The sequence below is a fragment of the Citrobacter arsenatis genome, assembly GCF_004353845.1.
GTDB classification, from domain to species: domain Bacteria; phylum Pseudomonadota; class Gammaproteobacteria; order Enterobacterales; family Enterobacteriaceae; genus Citrobacter; species Citrobacter arsenatis.
In genome coordinates this window covers 398,873-417,465 of the sequence record NZ_CP037864.1, presented here as the reverse complement: position 1 = coordinate 417,465, position 18,593 = coordinate 398,873, and the positions used below count along the sequence as shown (strand labels likewise).

14 protein-coding genes and 1 pseudogene are annotated in these 18,593 nt (G+C 50.4%); 5 read left to right on the top strand and 10 right to left on the bottom strand.

What is annotated here, in order from left to right; all coding sequences use genetic code 11:
* Positions 1-40 precede the first annotated feature (40 nt).
* Genes E1B03_RS02930 through E1B03_RS02905 form a run of 6 tightly spaced genes read right to left on the bottom strand, consistent with a single transcriptional unit; the run spans position 41 to position 7,977 of the window.
* Entirely contained in the window at positions 41-1,447 is a 1,407-nt protein-coding gene (locus E1B03_RS02930) for a hypothetical protein (protein WP_133085662.1), read from the bottom strand.
* Positions 1,444-1,704: a PAAR domain-containing protein gene (locus E1B03_RS02925; RefSeq protein WP_079938989.1), complete on the bottom strand. Its 261-nt coding sequence runs from the start codon at positions 1,702-1,704 to the stop codon at positions 1,444-1,446. The genes E1B03_RS02930 and E1B03_RS02925 overlap by 4 nt, the downstream gene beginning before the upstream one ends.
* Before the next feature lies 1 nt (position 1,705).
* Positions 1,706-2,479: a T6SS immunity protein Tli3 family protein gene (locus tag E1B03_RS02920; protein ID WP_133085661.1), complete on the bottom strand. Its 774-nt coding sequence runs from the start codon at positions 2,477-2,479 to the stop codon at positions 1,706-1,708.
* Positions 2,480-2,525: 46 nt separating this feature from the next.
* Entirely contained in the window at positions 2,526-3,305 is a 780-nt protein-coding gene (locus tag E1B03_RS02915) for a T6SS immunity protein Tli3 family protein (RefSeq protein WP_133085660.1), read from the bottom strand.
* Positions 3,306-3,314: 9 nt separating this feature from the next.
* Positions 3,315-5,411 carry a T6SS effector phospholipase Tle3 domain-containing protein gene (locus E1B03_RS02910; protein ID WP_133085659.1) on the bottom strand — a complete coding sequence of 699 codons (2,097 nt, stop codon included), beginning with the start codon at positions 5,409-5,411 and terminating at the stop codon, positions 3,315-3,317.
* Positions 5,404-7,977, bottom strand: coding sequence for a type VI secretion system Vgr family protein (locus tag E1B03_RS02905; RefSeq protein WP_246044138.1), 2,574 nt, complete (start codon positions 7,975-7,977; stop codon positions 5,404-5,406). Before E1B03_RS02905 ends, E1B03_RS02910 begins: the two co-directional genes overlap by 8 nt.
* A 516-nt stretch (positions 7,978-8,493) precedes the next feature.
* Here E1B03_RS02905 and E1B03_RS02900 point away from each other — a divergent pair.
* The 3 genes from E1B03_RS02900 to E1B03_RS02890 are packed head-to-tail and all read left to right on the top strand — an operon-like array spanning position 8,494 to position 11,053.
* Positions 8,494-9,177, top strand: coding sequence for a D-lyxose/D-mannose isomerase (locus tag E1B03_RS02900; protein WP_133085658.1), 684 nt, complete (start codon positions 8,494-8,496; stop codon positions 9,175-9,177).
* A 14-nt stretch (positions 9,178-9,191) separates the two neighbouring features.
* Entirely contained in the window at positions 9,192-10,052 is an 861-nt protein-coding gene (locus tag E1B03_RS02895; RefSeq protein ID WP_103771868.1) for a ketose 1,6-bisphosphate aldolase, read from the top strand.
* Entirely contained in the window at positions 10,049-11,053 is a 1,005-nt protein-coding gene (locus E1B03_RS02890; protein WP_133085657.1) for a carbohydrate kinase family protein, read from the top strand. The genes E1B03_RS02895 and E1B03_RS02890 overlap by 4 nt, the downstream gene beginning before the upstream one ends.
* Before the next feature lie 694 nt (positions 11,054-11,747).
* Here the strand turns inward: E1B03_RS02890 and E1B03_RS02885 are convergent.
* The gene (locus tag E1B03_RS02885) at positions 11,748-12,479 is read right to left on the bottom strand and encodes a response regulator (protein WP_103771865.1); all 732 of its coding nucleotides are present in this window, start codon (positions 12,477-12,479) and stop codon (positions 11,748-11,750) included.
* A gap of 288 nt (positions 12,480-12,767) precedes the next feature.
* On the opposite strand from E1B03_RS02885, the gene fdhF reads away from it, so the two are divergent.
* A complete protein-coding gene (gene fdhF, locus E1B03_RS02880) occupies positions 12,768-14,915 on the top strand; it encodes a formate dehydrogenase subunit alpha (RefSeq protein ID WP_133085656.1) in 2,148 nt (715 codons plus the stop codon).
* Positions 14,916-15,018: 103 nt separating this feature from the next.
* Complete coding sequence (yjcO, locus tag E1B03_RS02875) at positions 15,019-15,708, top strand: Sel1 family TPR-like repeat protein YjcO (protein WP_133085655.1); 690 nt, start codon at positions 15,019-15,021, stop codon at positions 15,706-15,708.
* A 152-nt stretch (positions 15,709-15,860) separates the two neighbouring features.
* Here yjcO and gltP read toward each other — a convergent pair whose 3' ends face one another.
* From gltP to nrfF, 3 genes and pseudogenes are all read right to left on the bottom strand, one after another.
* Positions 15,861-17,171 (bottom strand): glutamate/aspartate:proton symporter GltP, encoded by a 1,311-nt coding sequence (gene gltP, locus E1B03_RS02870; RefSeq protein ID WP_103771863.1) that lies wholly within the window; start codon positions 17,169-17,171, stop codon positions 15,861-15,863.
* 344 nt (positions 17,172-17,515) lie between these two features.
* The gene (gene nrfG / locus E1B03_RS02865) at positions 17,516-18,136 is read right to left on the bottom strand and encodes a heme lyase NrfEFG subunit NrfG (RefSeq protein ID WP_103771862.1); all 621 of its coding nucleotides are present in this window, start codon (positions 18,134-18,136) and stop codon (positions 17,516-17,518) included.
* A pseudogene (gene nrfF / locus E1B03_RS26660) lies at positions 18,133-18,571 on the bottom strand (heme lyase NrfEFG subunit NrfF); the annotation flags it as partial. The pseudogene nrfF and the gene nrfG, both read right to left, overlap by 4 nt.
* Positions 18,572-18,593 lie beyond the last annotated feature (22 nt).

The window sequence follows — 18,593 nt, the reverse complement described above, 5'->3', positions numbered from 1 at the left end:
GAGAGTCAAAGAAGCAAGAGCGCCCGTCAGGGCGCTTACCTCATAAAAACTGAGAGTAATAAATATTCATTTCCTCCTCTATATTATGACTCAGCATAAAAGAAAAAATCATAACCGCCGTGTAAATAACCGGAATACCAATAACCAAAGGTGTAAACGTATACCATGGGTGACTTTGGAACAGTTCCAGTGGTACGAGACTTACAAATCCCATACACCATAAAATAATTGCGCACAATTTTATGACTCTCCAATAATCATGGAAATCCAGCTTATCAAGTGCCGGATAAGATCCTGGATATTTAGCAGCTATTATGCCGGATTGAATAGTATCTGCGGATGTACTGGCGAATAACTGATGGCCTTGACCATATTTTGCAGCATCCGCAGCCATCGCTAATACAACCCAGCGCTGAACCTCTGTGCTTTGCCCAGTGACGGCCTCCAGTTCATATCGACTATCGGCCAAAATGCTCGTTTTTGCGTTTTCTATCCCACTAAATAATACGAACTTTGACTGCTTATCCAGTGAGTTGAACCATAGTTTTTTAATTTTACTGACATCAACTTGCTGTGCAGAAAGATATGTACTTACGATTTCATCAAGATAGTAAGGGGTACTGTCCATCATGCGTAATAAATATAAAGGTGTGTCTTTATCTTTAAGCAGTTGTGTATTGGTAAAAATAAAGGCATTAGCACTTTCAAAAAAATCAGAATTATTTTCATCATGCAATTCAACGGTAATAACCAGGTTATTTTCAGAGATGTTTAAATCAACCCAGTCATTTATTAAAAAATAATCAGGACATTTATGAAGAATATTAATTTTTCCGACCTTATCGTTGGGGATGCTCAGACTTGCCAGCACCTCCTTGAAACTATTGCCGATAGTGTCATCCGCCCCCTTAACGTACAGCCAGGTAGTAAAAGGCCGATAATCCCTGACAAGAGAACATTTGAGGGGCTCTATCAACTGCCTTAGTACTTTATCAACTCTGGTGTCATCCATTGAGTCAACTTCAATATCAATGCGTAGCGGCGTTGCAGAACCTGCTGGCGCTTCACCCTCTAGTTTCTGAATTTTTAATGCCAGTTCAGGCACCGGGAGAATGGATGAATAGTCTAAAAGAGGCAATGCCCGTATTGCCCAGTTTTTCCACTGGTTCATACCATACTGCTCAAGATAACCCGCATAGTAACATGGAAAAGATATAACACCGTAAGTGATTACCACCACACACCAGATTGCTAACACTATTAGCGACGGGATACCTATTGCATTCCATATCAGATCATCAGGAACTTTCTTGTCCTGCAACCAGCTGAATATATTGTACGTTATAAAAAACAGAAATATAGCACAGCTAATGATCAGCATAATATTAAGCGGGAATTTTTCTGGTTCCTGATAGGGATTTTTGTTTGGTATCTTCCATTTCCTCATTTGCTTGTCCCCGCCGTTGGCAGAGTGGTTTTAATTGCGCAACCACATGCGGCCCTACAACCATCCACAACAACGCCTTTGCCATCCATTGTCCAGTCAGGCTCAAAATCAAGTATGGGAAAGATTCCTTTGTGCGGTATACAAACGACAGTATCCCCCTGTAAAGCGACAGGAATTCCCATAAACTTGCTACCAGAAGCTTTATTAACATATCCGCCATTTTCCAGCGGATCGTTTAGCCTGATTACACCTTTCATATTATCTCCCTGCATCCATATCGCAGTACATCCGGGTCCAGCCCTTATAGCCCACCACCTCCGGTTCTTTGTCCGGCAGGTTTTGATAGTTAGCCTTATAACCTTCCGTTAAATTGGCTAAAGATGCTTTCATAAACACTACCGTTCCCCAGGCATCACCTGGAGATTCAGGTCTTATATGGCCGTTCACATACTCGCCACCGGATTTATGCTTGCCAGGTCTGTAGAGATAATAGGTGTCATCAAAGTATTGATAATCTATACCCGGACCACCCGGCGCCAGACGCGGGTCTTCAAAAGGATATGAACTCATATACAAATGGTCCTGCGCTGTGGAAATAAACGCCTGGTTATTGACCACCACTACTCTTTTTATTTCTTTTCCTTCAGGATAGTCGCGCATAATACCATCTGAGTTTCTCTCCAGCGCCGGGAAAGAGGCCATATATTTTGCGACCTGCCATGTTTGTCCGTAATCTTTAGATATTTTATATGCCCCTGGCTCCCACTCAGGCACAAGTATGTACTGTTCTGAGGGATGGATAAACTCACCCGAGAAAACCCTATAGATTGGATTGCCATAAATTGATTTGTGGATCTTTCTTTTTATGTCATGGTAAACAACATATCCTTCACAATCATAACCGATCAACTCCAGGTAGCGATTATCATCAAACCGGTAAATTACCTGTGATGGTATTTTTTTTGTACAGGCAGTGATAGCGCATAGTAAAACTGCGCCGATTATTATTCCTACCGTATTTCCCAGTTTCATAATTTATCCTTAAACGTTAAGCGGCTTAGGCATATCCCATTGCAGATTATTTCCCTGCATCCATATTGCAGTACATCCGGGTCCAGCCCTTATAGCCCACCACCTCCGGCTCTTTGTCCGGCAGGTTTTGATAGTTGGCCTTATAACCTTCCGTTAAATGGGCTAAAGATGCTTTCATAAACACCACCGTTCCCCACGCAGCACCTGGAAACTCAGGACTGGTATGGCCGTTCACATACTCGCCACCGGATTTATGCTTGCCTGGCCTGTAGAGATAATAGGTGTCATCAAAGTATTGATAATCTATACCCGGTCCACCCGGCGCTAAGCGCGGGTCGTCAAAAGGGTATGAGCTCATATACAAATGTCCTTGTGCAGTGGAAATAAATGCCTGATTATCAACCACCACCACCCTTTTTATTTCTTTTCCTTCAGGGCTGTCACGCATAATACCATCTGAGTTTTTCTCCAGCGCCGGGAAGGAAGCCATATATGTTGCGACCTGCCACGTTTGTCCGTAATCTTTAGATATTTTATATGCCCCAGGTTCCCATCGCGGTATAAGAATATACTTATCTGATGGGTGAATATATACTCCGGAAAATATCTGATACGTTGAATAAATGCCATTTACTAATTCTTTATGTATATTCCGCCTGGTATCATGATACCAAAGCGCTCCCTCACAATTATAGCCTTTTAACTCCAGATAACGATTATCATCATAACGATAAATAACCTGTGAGGGTGTTTTTTTTGTACAGGCAGCGATAGCACATAGTGAAATTGCTGCGACAATTACTCTTACCACATTTCCCATTATCATAACTCATCCTTAAACGTTAAGCGGTTTGGGCATATCCCATTGCAGATTGGGAGTCTCGGTATTGTATATTTCATTATTTCTGGCAGGTTTAACCATTGTTGAATGACAATATTCATTAACCACGCCAAACTTCCCTTTCGGTAAAATATCATCCGGCCTGTTCATGAAATCTTTCGTCTGGTCTTTGTTCAACTTTCCAGTACTATAATAATCAACTGCTTTCTGGAAACCATTACGCTTCATACGCCAGTCTCCGCGCAGGAGTAGCTCGGTCCAGAATTCTCCGCAGCGGTGATCAAATGCCCTGCATATTCCCACCGCCAGATCGAAGGCCATCGCTTTCGCGGGGGCATCTTTCGACATCACAATAGAGGAATGCTGGCTGTAACCAACCTGCTCTGATTGCATCCATTCTTTTTGCAGCTCATCCGGCGTTTTTTCATAAATCAACTTAACGGCCTTATTGTATCCCCCGCCCAGAACAACGCCTTTGGTATAAGGCTTGCCATATTTTTTGGCGAACATCGCAAGTTCAGTAGGCGTTAATGCCTGGCCCGGCTGTAAATAATCGAAACCTGCGCCGCTGAGATTTTTGAAATCTGTCTCAGTACGCGCAATAACCGTGGCTTTTGCAGAAAATGAGATGTCCTGATCGGGTGAATCTGGCGCTATCGAATATTTATACTGACTTCCCACGCCTTGTAACTGGTGTCTGAAGGTAACGGGGAGCTGCTCACCATTCACAACAACATCCGCAAACGTATATTGTCTGGTCGCGCCCGTATCCTGATCAAAACAATCCTTTTGTAACGCCGGCATTTCAAAAGGGACGCTCAGCGGGCTGCCGCCTATTTCCGGACCATTTTCACAGAAAACCCGCTGGCGCAGATTGTCTATGCCGCTGGCAATATTATGGGGGACTCCCCGCCAGCCCAATCCCTGGACGTTAAGTAATGAAACCACACTGTCATTGGGGCAAAAATAGTTATATACCTTGCCAAAGTTATTACGGGTATAAAGTTTATTCTTGCGCCACTGTGAATTGGTTTTACTCAGGCACAACGCGCCTTCTAATTCATCGATCTCGGCCTGCGTGTGATATTCCCCCTTGCCATATCTGGCATTGGTCGCCATCAACTGGCAGAAATTGCGGAACGTCTGCTGCCGGGCGCGATCCGTTTGATGATGTCCGGGCGTCATACCTTCAGCAGCCGTTTTTTCCAGTGCGTAGGGAGAATGGTTGAGAATCACGCAGTCAGCGGGTTTCTCATTAGCCTGCATCACCAGCATATTGGCCAGCATGGTAATAATCGTTCCCTGGGAGTGCGCAATGATATTAATGGGATCGAATTTTGTTGCTGGTTCTCTTCGAATCATCAGGATTAAATCAGCCAGCCGCTGCGCGGCAAAAAACTGATAAATACGGTGCGGATTGTCATAAATAGGGTGCGTAAAATCCCCGGCATTCATATACAGTGATGCAAATCCTGCCGCACCGTTCGCCAGGCCGCCGGAGCCCGGGCCTAACATATCCGGAATAGTAGTTGTCGCATTGGCAAAGGTACCACCGCCTTTGGCGTACACATCGTCCAGCACGTTGCCGAAATTATCATTCTGATATTTCAACGTGGTTTGGGGAATATGCCCCAGCTTTTCCAGCTTTGCGTGGTCATCCTCCTGATAGGCGTTGTAAGGCAGTTTTGCGGCGTCTCCTGATTTTGCCCGTTCTTCGCGATAACGCCGCTGGTCTTCTGTATACGTCGCATGATCGACGGGTTTATACCCCCAATAAAATGGAATTACCGGGCTGCGTCCGGGCATTTTTACATTCTGCTGCTCACCATCGCCCGTATCCATTTTGTACTTCTGCCATTCATGCGGATACATATCCGTGCGGCCCATACGTTCATTCAGGCCAGCGATAATACCCTGCTCCTGATTCTGATAGGCCTCGCCCACATCGTTGACGCCGTGCACAAGGATCACAATGCAGGGCATGGAATACTTAACGGGCACGTCGCAGACCGCCATTTTTCCGCCCGTTGATTTAGGCACACCCTGTACACCGGTCGCCACCACCCGCGGATTAAAGGGACTGTTACTCATTTGGCAAAATCTCCATTTTCATTTCGTCCATTTCAGTCATATCCAATAACGGCGTCATTCCTTCATCGTCTGTGACGCCTTCAATGGTTTCGCCTGATGCCTTAGTCAGTCTGAATTTTGTCTTTTTCAGAACATCGTCCGGGTTGCCAGAGCCATGTAATTTAATACGGCGATGAAACTGCTCTTCCTGAAAGACAGGGGTTTTATCTTTCGCCGACTCCGGTCCGCTCCAGTCAAGAGTGGTGCCTTTCAACTGCACTTTTGCGGGGGAGAATATTTTTACAGAGCCGTCTTCATTTATTCTGATACCGCCACCACCGCACAAAAGCTGGATATTCTTCCTGGCGCTGATGGTTACGTTGCCGTTCATACTCTGAATATGAAAATGCTTATCAGAAAGCAGGCCCATTTCGCCGCGCTGCGCCTGGACGGAAATATCATCTTTTGCGGCGATGATTTTGATTCCGATAGCTCTGCTGAAAAGTGACAGGCCCTGACCAACGGCCATTGAGAGTTTTTTAAAGACGTTAAAACTGCCGTTGCTGGCGGCGTTTAGCGACAAATCTTTGTCTGCTGATATTGCCATCGTTTGTGGCGTAAGCAGGGCCATACCGTGATCGGCATAGGCCACCAGCCCCGAGCGGGTGAGCTGTTCAAGCGCGGTGTTAAGCTGCTGCTGCGACCCCATTTCGACATTTAACGCCTGCGCCGTCAGCGCGCTCTGCTGAAGCGACGTGGCCAGCGTAAGCGCGTCCTGAAGCTGCTGAACAACCGCGCTCATATCAAGCTGTTTACCCTGGGCTTTTGGCTGCGCCTCGGTCGTGAGTAATATCCCCTTTGCCGCCCTCAGGACCGCCCGGTCATCGGTGCGCAGTTCTGCGCCTTCGCCGCGCGGTTTACCACCAGCATCAACAAGATGGCCCATATTCAACTGCGTTTTACCGTACTCGGTACTCAGTTTGACGTGTTCCTGCCCGCGCCGATCCTCCATCCGCAGCTTATTAAGACCCGCAGTGCGGATGACGTTGCGGGTATTGTTGCGGCTGGTGACGGGGTCAGGCTTTGGAGCATGATGCAAGGCATGCGCAATGAAAGGTCTTTCCGGATCGCCGCCTTCAAATGCAATGGCGACCTCTGTGCCCTGGATGAGCGGAAAGTGATGACCATAAGTATCACCGGCATAAACCCGCGCCAGACGAACGGGCATGCTTTCATAACCTTGCCTGTGCTGGTCGAGGTCAAAATCAAACTTCACCCAATAACGCCCCTGCACATCGATGTGAGCATATTTGTCATGGTCTATTGATGATGAAACGATAGCGGGAACAGTACCCGCAATACGTGGCCGGGGTAGCGGCTGAGGTCGAAAACAGACGTTCTGGCTATAGGGAATACCGATAAGCCGGGACTGGAGCGCTGCATCGCGCCTCCCCGTCACCCGCATTGCCGTTACCACAAATCCAGAGGCGAAAGCATGTGGAATGGTACCGTCAATTTCCAGCACCATCCCCGGCACGATCGACGGACTGGTGGTCACACCGTTTAAAATGGACTGATTATTAAGAATAATTTCGTGATGCAGTTTGGCGTAAAACCAGCTGGATTCACCTGGCTGCGCCTCGGCAAATTGCGATCCCGGCTGATGATGGATATCCGCATAGCGATACTCTGTGCCATATGTCGTAGCCCTTTCCGCAGACACATCGGCGTCAGCATTTAGCATCAGCGAGTTTGCCAGCCTGTAATCAAAGTTCTTCGCCCTAACGTCTGCCGAGACAACATTGTGCTTTGATACCAAGTTATCGATCGAATAATCATTTGATGTCAGCCCGGCGTGGGAAGAGTGCATAATCTTTTGATCAAAAATGTACTGGCATTGTGAATCACTGAAGATAACCACCATAATGTGCGAAACAGCATGATGATTTGCGATCCTGAACCAGATCCCAACTTCTGACAGGATGCGGCTGATAAACGCTAAATCTGACTCCTCCCACTGAACAATCATTTCCCGGTTGGGATACATGCAAATAAGATTATCAAAGTCGATTTCATAATCGGCAAAAGCATGTTCTTTGAGGATCTGCGTGACCAGTTTCGGCACATTTATGTTCAGGTAAATAGCCGATCGCTTGCGTCGTGAGAGTAATGCCAGCTTGTGCTCCAGCCTGATTTCGTACAGTGATTCATCTGCTGATGTGCTAATAAGCGAAAATGACGTAATGACGCCTTCAATTTGCCGTTCATATAGCCACATCTCAGAACCCTGAATATATTTATTCCATTTATGATTAGGTGCTCTGATTTGTAGCGAGCCTTCAATATTTAGAAGTGAATCAGGAGGGATGCTTTTTAGTTTTGATGTGAATGTGATTTTATAACTATATGGTTTACTTAAATTTTCATGACCTTCAATTGTTTCAACATCAAGCAACCCTAACTTACTCTCGCCCCTTACGGAGAATAAATACTTATTGATACTCTCCTCTGAAACTATACCTTCAAGATTATAGAAACCCGAACCTTTTTTCATTATCGCATCCTTTACCAAAAGAAAGTAATACATAAGAAATAAAGTCCAGTCAGCATATCAACAATAATAAAAAAAAGGTTATTTTTTTACTGGAAACAAATCTGGAAAGTGAAGTAATCATTATTAACCAAACGCTTAATATAATCCCAACATATAAATAAACGATTAACTGGCACGATTTTATATTCAATGAAATAATTTTTTAACAAAACGATTTATATTACGCTGCATTCGTTTTTTCACCATGAGGAAAAACGAATGCAGTCACATCCAAATGGTTCCAAAAACTGAGAGGGAACTAAAAAGACAAAGCATTAACCCAGTGATTTACAATAACATTTATAGAAATATTCTTTTTATTTATTTTTTTATTGAATAAATCACATCCTCCCATAAAAAAACACAATAAAATATAACTATTCCCTATTCTGCTGTGAGGGGAGAGGTAACTGGATTATGCCCATGTGTTCCCAGGAAGATTTTGGTTTTCTCCCTCTCCCTTTGAGAGAGGGCCGCATAAAGGTCATCTTATCAGCCACAGGAGAATCAATGAAACGCTCCGCAATAAACGAGATCCTTGGCCACACGCGCCAGTTTTTCTCTCAGCACGACGTGCATCTCCCCCCTTTTGCCAGCTTTCCCCCGACCCAATGGCGCAAGCTTGATGCCGCCGCCTGGAGCGAAGTGTTCGACCTTAAGCTCGGTTGGGATGTCACCGCGTTTGGCGGCAACAATTTCGCCGCGCAAGGGTTAACGCTGTTCACCCTGCGTAACGGCTCGCCAAAAGGTATGCCTTATGAAAAATGCTACGCCGAGAAAATCATGCATGTTCGCGATGCACAGGTCACGCCGATGCATTTTCACTGGCGCAAACGCGAAGACATCATCAATCGCGGCGGCGGCAATTTAATTGTGGAACTGTGGAATGCGGGGATCCGGGAGCAAACGGAGCAGACCAACGTGAGCGTGGTGATTGACGGCTGTCGGCAAACCCATGCCGCGGGCAGTCAGTTGCGCCTGACGCCGGGTGAAAGCATCTGCCTGCCGCCGGGCCTGTATCACAGCTTCTGGGCGGAAGAAGGTTTTGGTGACGTGCTGGTTGGCGAGGTTTCGTCTGTTAATGACGACGACCACGATAACCACTTTCTGCAACCGATCTCCCGCTATAACGACATTGAAGAAGACGAACCTGCGCAGCTGGTGCTGTGTAACGAGTATCGCCTGTTCCGCTAACCAAGGAGCGCATTATGCCGTTGATATCTCTCGCAGATGGCCTTGCCCATGCCCGCGAGCACCGCTATGCATTAGGCGCGTTTAACGTTCTGGACTCCCACTTCCTGCGCGCCCTGTTTGCCGCGGCAAAGCAGGAACGTTCGCCGTTTATTATCAACATCGCCGAGGTGCATTTTAAATATATCTCTCTGGATTCTCTGGTCGAAGCGGTCAAATTCGAAGCCGCGCGGCATGACATTCCGGTGGTGCTGAACCTTGACCACGGCCTGCACTTTGAGTCGGTGGTTCGGGCGCTGCGCTTAGGTTTCAGTTCAGTGATGTTTGATGGCTCCACGCTGGAGTATGAAGAAAATATCCGCCAGACCCGCGAAGTGGTGAAGATGTGTCACGCCGTCGGCGTGTCGGTGGAAGCCGAATTGGGCGCGGTGGGCGGTGATGAGGGCGGCGCGCTGTACGGTCATGCCGACGAGTCGCTATTTACCGACCCGATGATGGCGCGTGATTTCGTCGACAGAACCGGGATTGACGCGCTGGCGGTCGCCATTGGCAATGCCCACGGCAAATATAAAGGCGAACCGGTGCTCGACTTCCCGCGCCTGGACGCTATTCGCCAGCAGGCGGCGATCCCGCTGGTACTGCACGGCGGTTCCGGCATCAGCGACGATGATTTCAAGCGCGCAATTGAACTCGGCATTCATAAAATCAACTTCTATACCGGCATGTCGCAGGCGGCACTGTCGGCAGTAGAGACGAGGATGGCGAATCGTCAGCCGCTGTACGACGAATTCGCCGAACTGCTGCTCGGTATTGAAGAAGCCATTACTGATACCGTTTCAGAACAGATGCGCATTTTTGGCAGCGCGGGACGGGTCTGATGGAACGCAAAGGCGTTATCGCCGCAGGCAACATGCTGGTCGATCATGTACATCAAATTGTGCAATGGCCGGAACGCGGCTGGCTGGCGGAAATCACCCGTAGCGAACGCGCCACGGGCGGTGCGCCGCTCAACGTGCTACTGACGCTGGCGAAAATGCACGCCGGACTGCCGCTACAGGCGGTGGGGTTAATCGGTCAGGACAGCGACGGCGACTACATCATGGCGATGCTGGAGCAGTATCACGTTAATCGCCAACACGTGCAGCGCACGACATTCGCCCCCACGTCGATGTCGCAGGTAATGACCGATCCCAGCGGTCAGCGCACCTTTTTCCACTCGCCCGGCGCCAACCGACTGCTGGATCTGCCCGCTTTTGAGCAACTGGATACCTCGATGAAAATCTTCCATCTGGGGTATCTGCTGCTGCTCGACAGTCTGGACATGCCGGATGAGGAGTACGGGACGCGTAGCGCCCGACTGCTGGCACAAATGCGCGATAACGGCTTTGAAACGTCGCTGGATCTGGTCTCACGCAAGGGCGACCCGCGTTACCAGCCGCTGGTGATGCCAGCGTTGCGCCATCTCGACTATCTGGTGATTAACGAGCTGGAAGCTGGGGAGTTCAGCGGGCTGGAGATCCGCCAGCCCAGCGGCGAGCTGCATATTCCCCATATCGCCACCGCTGCGCGCGAGCTGTTGAATGCAGGCGTCCGCCAGCGGGTGGTTATTCACTGTCCGGAAGGCGCCTGGGGTGAGGCGCCGGACCTGCCGGGCGTCTGGATCCCGTCACAGTATCTGGCGCAGGAGGAGATAGTCGGTAGCGTTGGCGCGGGAGATGCGTTTTGCGCCGGATTCTTATATGGCTGCCATGAGCGCTGGTCGCTGACCGACAGCATCAGGCTGGCGCACGCCTGCGCGCGGGCCAGTTTGCTGTGCGCCAACGCGATAGACGGCGCGAAAACGCTGGATGAGTTAAAAGCCGGTATGGCAGATGCCTGATGCGCTGCGCTTATCAGGCCTACGGGTCGTTATCGCTTTTGTAGGCCGGATAAGGCGTTTACGCCGCATCCGGCTACTGCGGATGCCTGATGCGCTGCGCTTATCAGGCCTGCGGGGTCGTTATCGCTTTTGTAGGCCGGATAAGGCGTTTACGCCGCATCCGGCTACTGCGGATGCCTGATGCGCTGCGCTTATCAGGCCTGCGGGGTCGTTATCGCTTTTGTAGGCCGGATAAGGTGTTTACGCCGCATCCGGCTACTGCGGATGCCTGATGCGCTGCGCTTATCAGGCCTACGGAGTCGTTATCGCTTTTGTAGGCCGGATAAGGCATTTTTGCAGCATCCGGCTACTGCGGATGCCTGATGCGCTGCGTTTATCAGGCCTGCGGAGTCGTTATCGCTTTTGTAGGCCGGATAAGGCGTTTACGCCGCATCCGGCTACTGCGGATGCCTGATGCGCTGCGCTTATCAGGCCTACGGGTCGTTATCGCTTTTGTAGGCCGGATAAGGCGTTTACGCCGCATCCGGCTACTGCGGATGCCTGATGCGCTGCGCTTATCAGGCCTACGGAGTCGTTATCGCTTTTGTAGGCCGGATAAGGCATTTTTGCAGCATCCGGCTACTGCGGATGCCTGATGCGCTGCGCTTATCAGGCCTACGGGGTCGTTATCACTTTTGTAGGCCGGATAAGGCGTTTACGCCGCCTTATCGTGATGCTGCACGTCGGCGGCAAACACATAGCCCAGCCCGCGCAGGGTTTTGATCAACATTGGCTGGTGCGGGTTGATCTCTATTTTTCGCCGCAGCCGCATGATTAACACATCAATGGTGCGGTCAAACACCTCGATGCTGTCGCTACGCGTCAGTTCCAGCAGTTGTTCCCGACTCAGCACCCGGCGGGCATTTTGGGCCAGCGCCAGCAGCAGGCTGTATTCCCCCTGCGTCAACTCCACCTTCAATTGCTGGGGGTTATGCAGTTGGCAACCGGCAGTATCGAGATGCCAACCGTTAAAAGAAAGCCCCGAAGTTTGCGGGCCGCCGCTTTCTGCCATTAACACGCCGACGCGTCTGAGCACAGCCTTTACCCGCGCCACCAGCACCCGCGCATTGAACGGTTTACCAATGTAGTCGTCAGCGCCCATCTCCAGCCCGACAACCACATCCGACTCGCTGCCAAGCCCCGTCAGCATCACCACCGGTAATCCGGGTCTCATCTTTTGCACCTGCTGCAGCACCATCAGACCGTTAATATCAGGCAACATCATGTCCAGCAATACCAGAGCGATTTCCGGCTGAGTCTCAATGCAGCGCAGCGCCTCCTGCCCGGTGTGGCAAGCGGTCACCGCAAAGACGTGTTCGCTTAGCACATCTTGTAAAAGCGTGCAGACAGCGACGTCATCATCCACAACCAATATGGCTGGCTTCATTGTTTTTCCCCATTTCTGGCCAACTTAAATGAGTGTGATTGATTCTGCACAGAGTGACAGCGATAAGGCATAAGGATGTGTGGGAAACATAACCTCGGTCACACTGCCGGGCCGTCACGTATTGGAGATTCGTCACGTCAAATATGACGACAGCCTGTTTTTCGTCAGGGTTTTGCGCAAAATTCGCCCGTAATATCAACTAATGCCCCTGATAAAAACATGGCATAAAAGATGCATAACTAAAGCGACAAGCGCGTATGCGCGATTTGATTAACTGGAGCGAGACCGATGAAAAAAGTCGTCACGGTTTGCCCATATTGCGCATCAGGTTGCAAAATCAACCTGGTGGTCGATAACGGCAAAATCGTCCGGGCTGAAGCGGCGCAGGGGAAAACCAACCAGGGTACCCTGTGTCTGAAGGGCTACTATGGCTGGGATTTTATCAACGATACCCAGATCCTGACCCCTCGTCTGAAAACCCCAATGATCCGTCGCCAGCGTGGCGGCAAACTGGAATCCGTTTCCTGGGATGAAGCGCTTGATTACGTCGCTACTCGTCTGAGCGCCATTAAAGCGAAGTATGGCCCGGACGCTATTCAGACGACCGGTTCATCTCGCGGTACGGGTAACGAAACCAACTATGTAATGCAAAAATTCGCGCGCGCCGTTATTGGTACCAATAACGTCGACTGCTGCGCTCGCGTCTGACACGGCCCATCGGTTGCAGGTCTGCACCAATCGGTCGGTAACGGCGCAATGAGTAATGCTATCAATGAAATTGATAACACAGATTTAGTGTTCATCTTCGGGTACAACCCGGCGGATTCCCACCCGATCGTGGCGAATCACGTGATCAACGCTAAACGTAACGGGGCGAAAATCATCGTCTGCGATCCGCGCAAAATTGAAACCGCGCGTATTGCCGACATGCACATCGCGTTGAAAAACGGCTCGAACATCGCGCTGCTCAACGCCATGGGTCATGTCATTATCGAAGAAAAACTGTACGACCAGGCGTTCGTCGCCTCCCGTACGGAAGGATTCGAAGAGTACAGCAAGATTGTCGAAGGCTACACGCCGGAGTCCGTCGAAGATATCACTGGCGTTAGCGCACAGGATATTCGTCAGGCTGCTCGTATGTACGCCACGGCGAAAAGCGCGGCCATCCTGTGGGGCATGGGTGTTACCCAGTTCTATCAGGGCGTGGAAACCGTGCGTTCACTGACCAGCCTCGCCATGCTGACCGGCAACCTCGGTAAGCCAAGCGTGGGCGTTAACCCGGTTCGTGGCCAGAACAACGTTCAGGGCGCATGCGACATGGGCGCGCTGCCGGATACCTATCCGGGCTATCAGTATGTTAAGCTCCCGGAAAACCGCGAGAAATTCGCTAAAGCCTGGGGCGTGGAAAGTCTGCCTGCACATACCGGCTATCGCATCAGCGAACTGCCGCACCGTGCGGCGCATGGCGAAGTACGCGCGGCGTACATTATGGGTGAGGATCCATTACAAACCGATGCTGAACTCTCTGCAGTGCGCAAAGGCTTTGAGGATCTGGAACTGGTCATCGTGCAGGATATCTTCATGACCAAAACTGCCGCTGCCGCAGACGTTATTTTACCGTCTACGTCATGGGGCGAGCATGAAGGCGTCTTCTCCGCGGCTGACCGTGGCTTCCAGCGCTTCTTTAAAGCCGTTGAGCCGAAGTGGGATCTGAAAACGGACTGGCAGATTATCAGTGAAATCGCCACCCGTATGGGCTACCCGATGCATTACAACAACACCCAGGAAATCTGGGATGAGTTGCGTCATCTGTGCCCGGATTTCTACGGTGCCACCTACGAGAAAATGGGCGAACTGGGTTATATCCAGTGGCCTTGCCGCGACACTTCAGAAGCCGATCAGGGTACGTCTTACCTCTTCAAAGAGAAGTTTGACACCCCGAATGGCCTGGCGCAGTTCTTCACCTGCGATTGGGTAGCGCCTATCGACAAACTCACCGAGGAGTACCCGATGGTACTGTCTACGGTGCGTGAAGTCGGCCACTACTCTTGCCGTTCGATGACCGGTAACTGTGCGGCGCTGGCCGCGCTGGCGGATGAACCGGGCTATGCCCAGATCAACACCGCCGACGCAGAACGCCTGGGCATCCAGGATGAAGAGCTGGTGTGGGTTAACTCGCGTAAAGGCCGGGTCATTACCCGTGCGGCAGTCAGCGATCGTCCAAACAAAGGCGCGATTTACATGACCTACCAGTGGTGGATTGGCGCATGTAATGAGCTGGTAACCGAGAACTTAAGCCCGATTACCAAAACGCCGGAGTACAAGTACTGTGCCGTTAACGTTGAACGCATTGCCGATCAGCGCGCTGCCGAGCAGTATGTCATTGATGAGTACACTAAGCTGAAAGCCAGCCTGCGCGAAAGCGCGATGGGTTAGTCCGTTTACGTACCTGTTCTGCAACAGCCTCCGCCCGGAGGCTGTTTTTTTATCCATACGATCTCTTTATACTGTTCATTCCGTACCCTAAATAAAACTCAAAATGAAACAACTCATTGCATTGATGTTCTTTATGACATTCTTTGCCCATGCCAGTGATACTGAGCCAGGAAGCCAGTACTTACAGGCCGCTGAGGCAGGGGACCGTCGCGCACAGTACTTTCTTGCCGATAGCTGGTTCAGTTCGGGCGATTTAAGCAAAGCCGAGTATTGGGCGCAAAAAGCCGCCGACAACGGCGATGCCGACGCCTGCGCGCTACTGGCGCAAATCAAAATTACAAATCCGGTCAGTCTGGATTACCCCCAGGCCAAAACGCTGGCGGAAAAGGCAGCCAAAGCGGGCAGTAAAGCGGGAGAACTTACTCTGGCACGGATTCTGGTTAACACCCAGGCAGGACACACCGATTATCCTAAAGCCATTACCTTGCTGCAAAACGCCTCCGAAGACCTGGAAAATGACTCCGCCGTCGACGCGCAAATGCTGCTCGGACTGATTTACGCCAACGGCGTGGGCATTCCCGCAGATGATGAGAAAGCAACGTGGTATTTCAAGCGTAGCTCAGCCATTTCCCGCACCGGTTATTCCGAATATTGGGCTGGGATGATGTTCTTAAACGGTGAACAGGGTTTTATCGTGAAGAATAAACAGAAGGCGCTGCACTGGTTGAATCTGAGCTGTATGGAAGGGTTTGATACCGGCTGCGAAGAGTTTGAAAAACTAACCAACGGATAGCGAGGGTAGATTGCCTGAGGGCGACGCTACCACGTCTTATCAGGCCTGCAAAAGGAATGTAGGGCGATTAAGCGAAGTTGTAGGCCTGATAAGCGTAGTGCCATCAGGCAACCCGGAGCAGGTTGCCGGATGGCGGCGTTGCCTTATCCGGCCTACAAAGCAGTCTTATCAAATTTACCCAGCATTTCGCGCTCATAGGCCAGCGCTTTCTTGCGGTCAAATTTGTGTTCCCACTTGGCGATAACCAGCACCGCCAGCGCATTACCCACCACGTTCAGCGCGGTACGCGCCATGTCGAGGATACGGTCAACACCGGCGATAAACGCCAGCCCTTCCAGCGGAATTCCCACGCTGCCAAGCGTTGCCAGCAGCACCACGAATGATACGCCCGGCACGCCCGCAATCCCTTTTGAGGTCACCATCAGCGTCAGCACCAGCACGATTTCCTGCCACAGCGACAAGTCGATACCGTACAGCTGCGCGATGAAAATGGCGGCGATACTCTGGTACAGCGTTGAACCATCAAGGTTGAATGAGTAGCCGGTCGGCACCACAAAGCTGGTGATTGAAGCTGGCGCGCCATAGGCTTCCATCTTCTCGATAATTCGCGGCAGTACGCTTTCGGAGCTGGCGGTAGAGTAGGCCAGAATCAGCTCGTCTTTCAGAATGCGGATCAGGATCCAGATGCTCAAACCGCAGATACGCGCGACAATTCCCAGCACCACCAGCGCGAAGAACAGGATGGCGAAATGCACCAACAACACCAGCTTCGCCAGCGGCCACAGGGAGGCAAAACCAAAGTTCGCGACGGTAACGGCAATCAGCGCGAAAACACCGACCGGCGCATAGCGCATAACCATGTGCGTCACTTTAAACATGGTTTCGGAAATAGAGCGGAACACGGTAACCAACGGCTCGCGGTGAGTTGCCGGCAGAGAAGACAAACCTAAACCGAACAGCACCGAGAAGAAGATAATCGGCAGCATATCGCCTTTTGCCATCGATGCGACGATGTTGGTCGGTACCAGTGACAAAATCGTACCCATCAGGCCATGCGCGTGACTCTGTACTTCTGCGGTCGTGCTTTGATATTTCGAAATATCCACGGTCGCCAGTTGCGACATATCAATCCCGGCACCCGGCTGGAACACATTCGCCAGCGTAATACCAAGGATAATCGCCACGGTGGTGATCACTTCGAAATAGAGAATAGTTTTGGCGCCAATGCGGCCCAGCTGTTTTGCATCACCAACCCCGGCGATACCGACAACCAGCGTAGAGATGACAATGGGCACAACGATCATTTTGATCAGATGGATAAAGATATCGCCCGCCGGTGACAGCAGGTTTACAACCAGCCACTCACGGCTGTCACTGTGGTAATGCAGGTAACTCCCTAGCAGAATACCCAGCACCATAGCGATTAGAATCTGCCATGCCAGGCTGACTTTCAAATTTTTCATAACAACGGACTTCCTCGATGGAGCGCTATTCCACATGCGGCGTGTGGGAATAGTACATACTGAAAGGGTATGATTTGTGTTGCGTTCGTTTATGGAGTTTTTTAACGCTTATTATCATTATCACTTGCGCGATGCCTCGCGCAACCCTCCAGGAACAGAGCCTTTCGCTGAATTTATGCATAAAAATGCAATTTTATTGCGGTAATAATGAATAACTTTTTGTTATAAAAGAATTTTAATATGTTCAAAAATGAAGAAGTCATGGCGAGAGTTTTTTTTGCTCATTTGTTCGTTCGCCTATTTTTCAAACAGGCCAAATGATACAAATCACAAAAAAAACAAATTTATTTTTGCCGATTCTGCAATAACTTCGCCATATTAATAGAGTCAACGAGCTGTGCCCGGTTCACCCTCGGCGAGTTTAAATCCATAACCTTTTGCCACACTGAGATAGCCTGGGCGTAGTCTGCCTGCATAAACGCATCTGAGGCTAACAGCATCAGCGCGGTGACCTCTGCCGGGTCCAACGCCAGGGCCTTATCAATTAGCTCACGGGTAGGCGGCGTCATATGTTGTCCGGCCTGGTAATACAATACCGTTGCCATCGCCGAATAGATCTCAGCATTTTCACCGCCGACACGCAGCGCCTGCTCGTAGGCCAACAGCGCATTATGATACGCGTTTTGCCAAAGATAGTACTCACCAAGTTGCGCCCATTTCACACCGTCCCGTGGATTGGCGCGAATTTGCGATTGCAGCAGAAGCAGCTGTTTTTCCTGAACGTTTTCATCTGAGAACGCATGTAAAGGATCCGCCAGTCGCGCCTGCTCCTGACGAACCGCCTGCCATTTGGGCGTCAACAGATAGCCTCCAACGCAAGCCGCAACCATCAGCACCGTCGCAGCGGTCAGCCACTTCACGGGCATTGGACGTAACGGCACAGTGGAGCGTTCGCCCTGGTTCATTGCTCCCCCTCCTCTGCGCATTGACGCCTTCTCACCCGCCAGACCACCACGCCCACCAGTAATAACAGCAGGCATGGTAGCGCCCACAGCAGCAGCGTTTGCTCATTCAACGGCGGATTGTAGCGCACGAAATCACCGTAACGCTCGGTCATCCAGGCGGTGATTTCCGCTTCGCTTTTGCCTTCGGCAACCATGCTGTAAACCTGATGGCGCATACTGACTGCCACGGGCGCATTGGATTCCAGCAAGTTCTGGTTCTGACACTGCGGACAGCGTAGCTGACTGGCAATAGACAGCGCTTTCTCCTGCTGCTGCGGATTGTCAAAGCGCCAGGTATCCACAACCTGGGCATGGGTGGCGAAAGTAATGAAAAACAGGACGAGCGTTAAGAGTAAAAACTTTCTGCCGGATGGCGCTGCGCTTATCCGGCCTACGGTTTGCGCACCTTGTAGGCTGG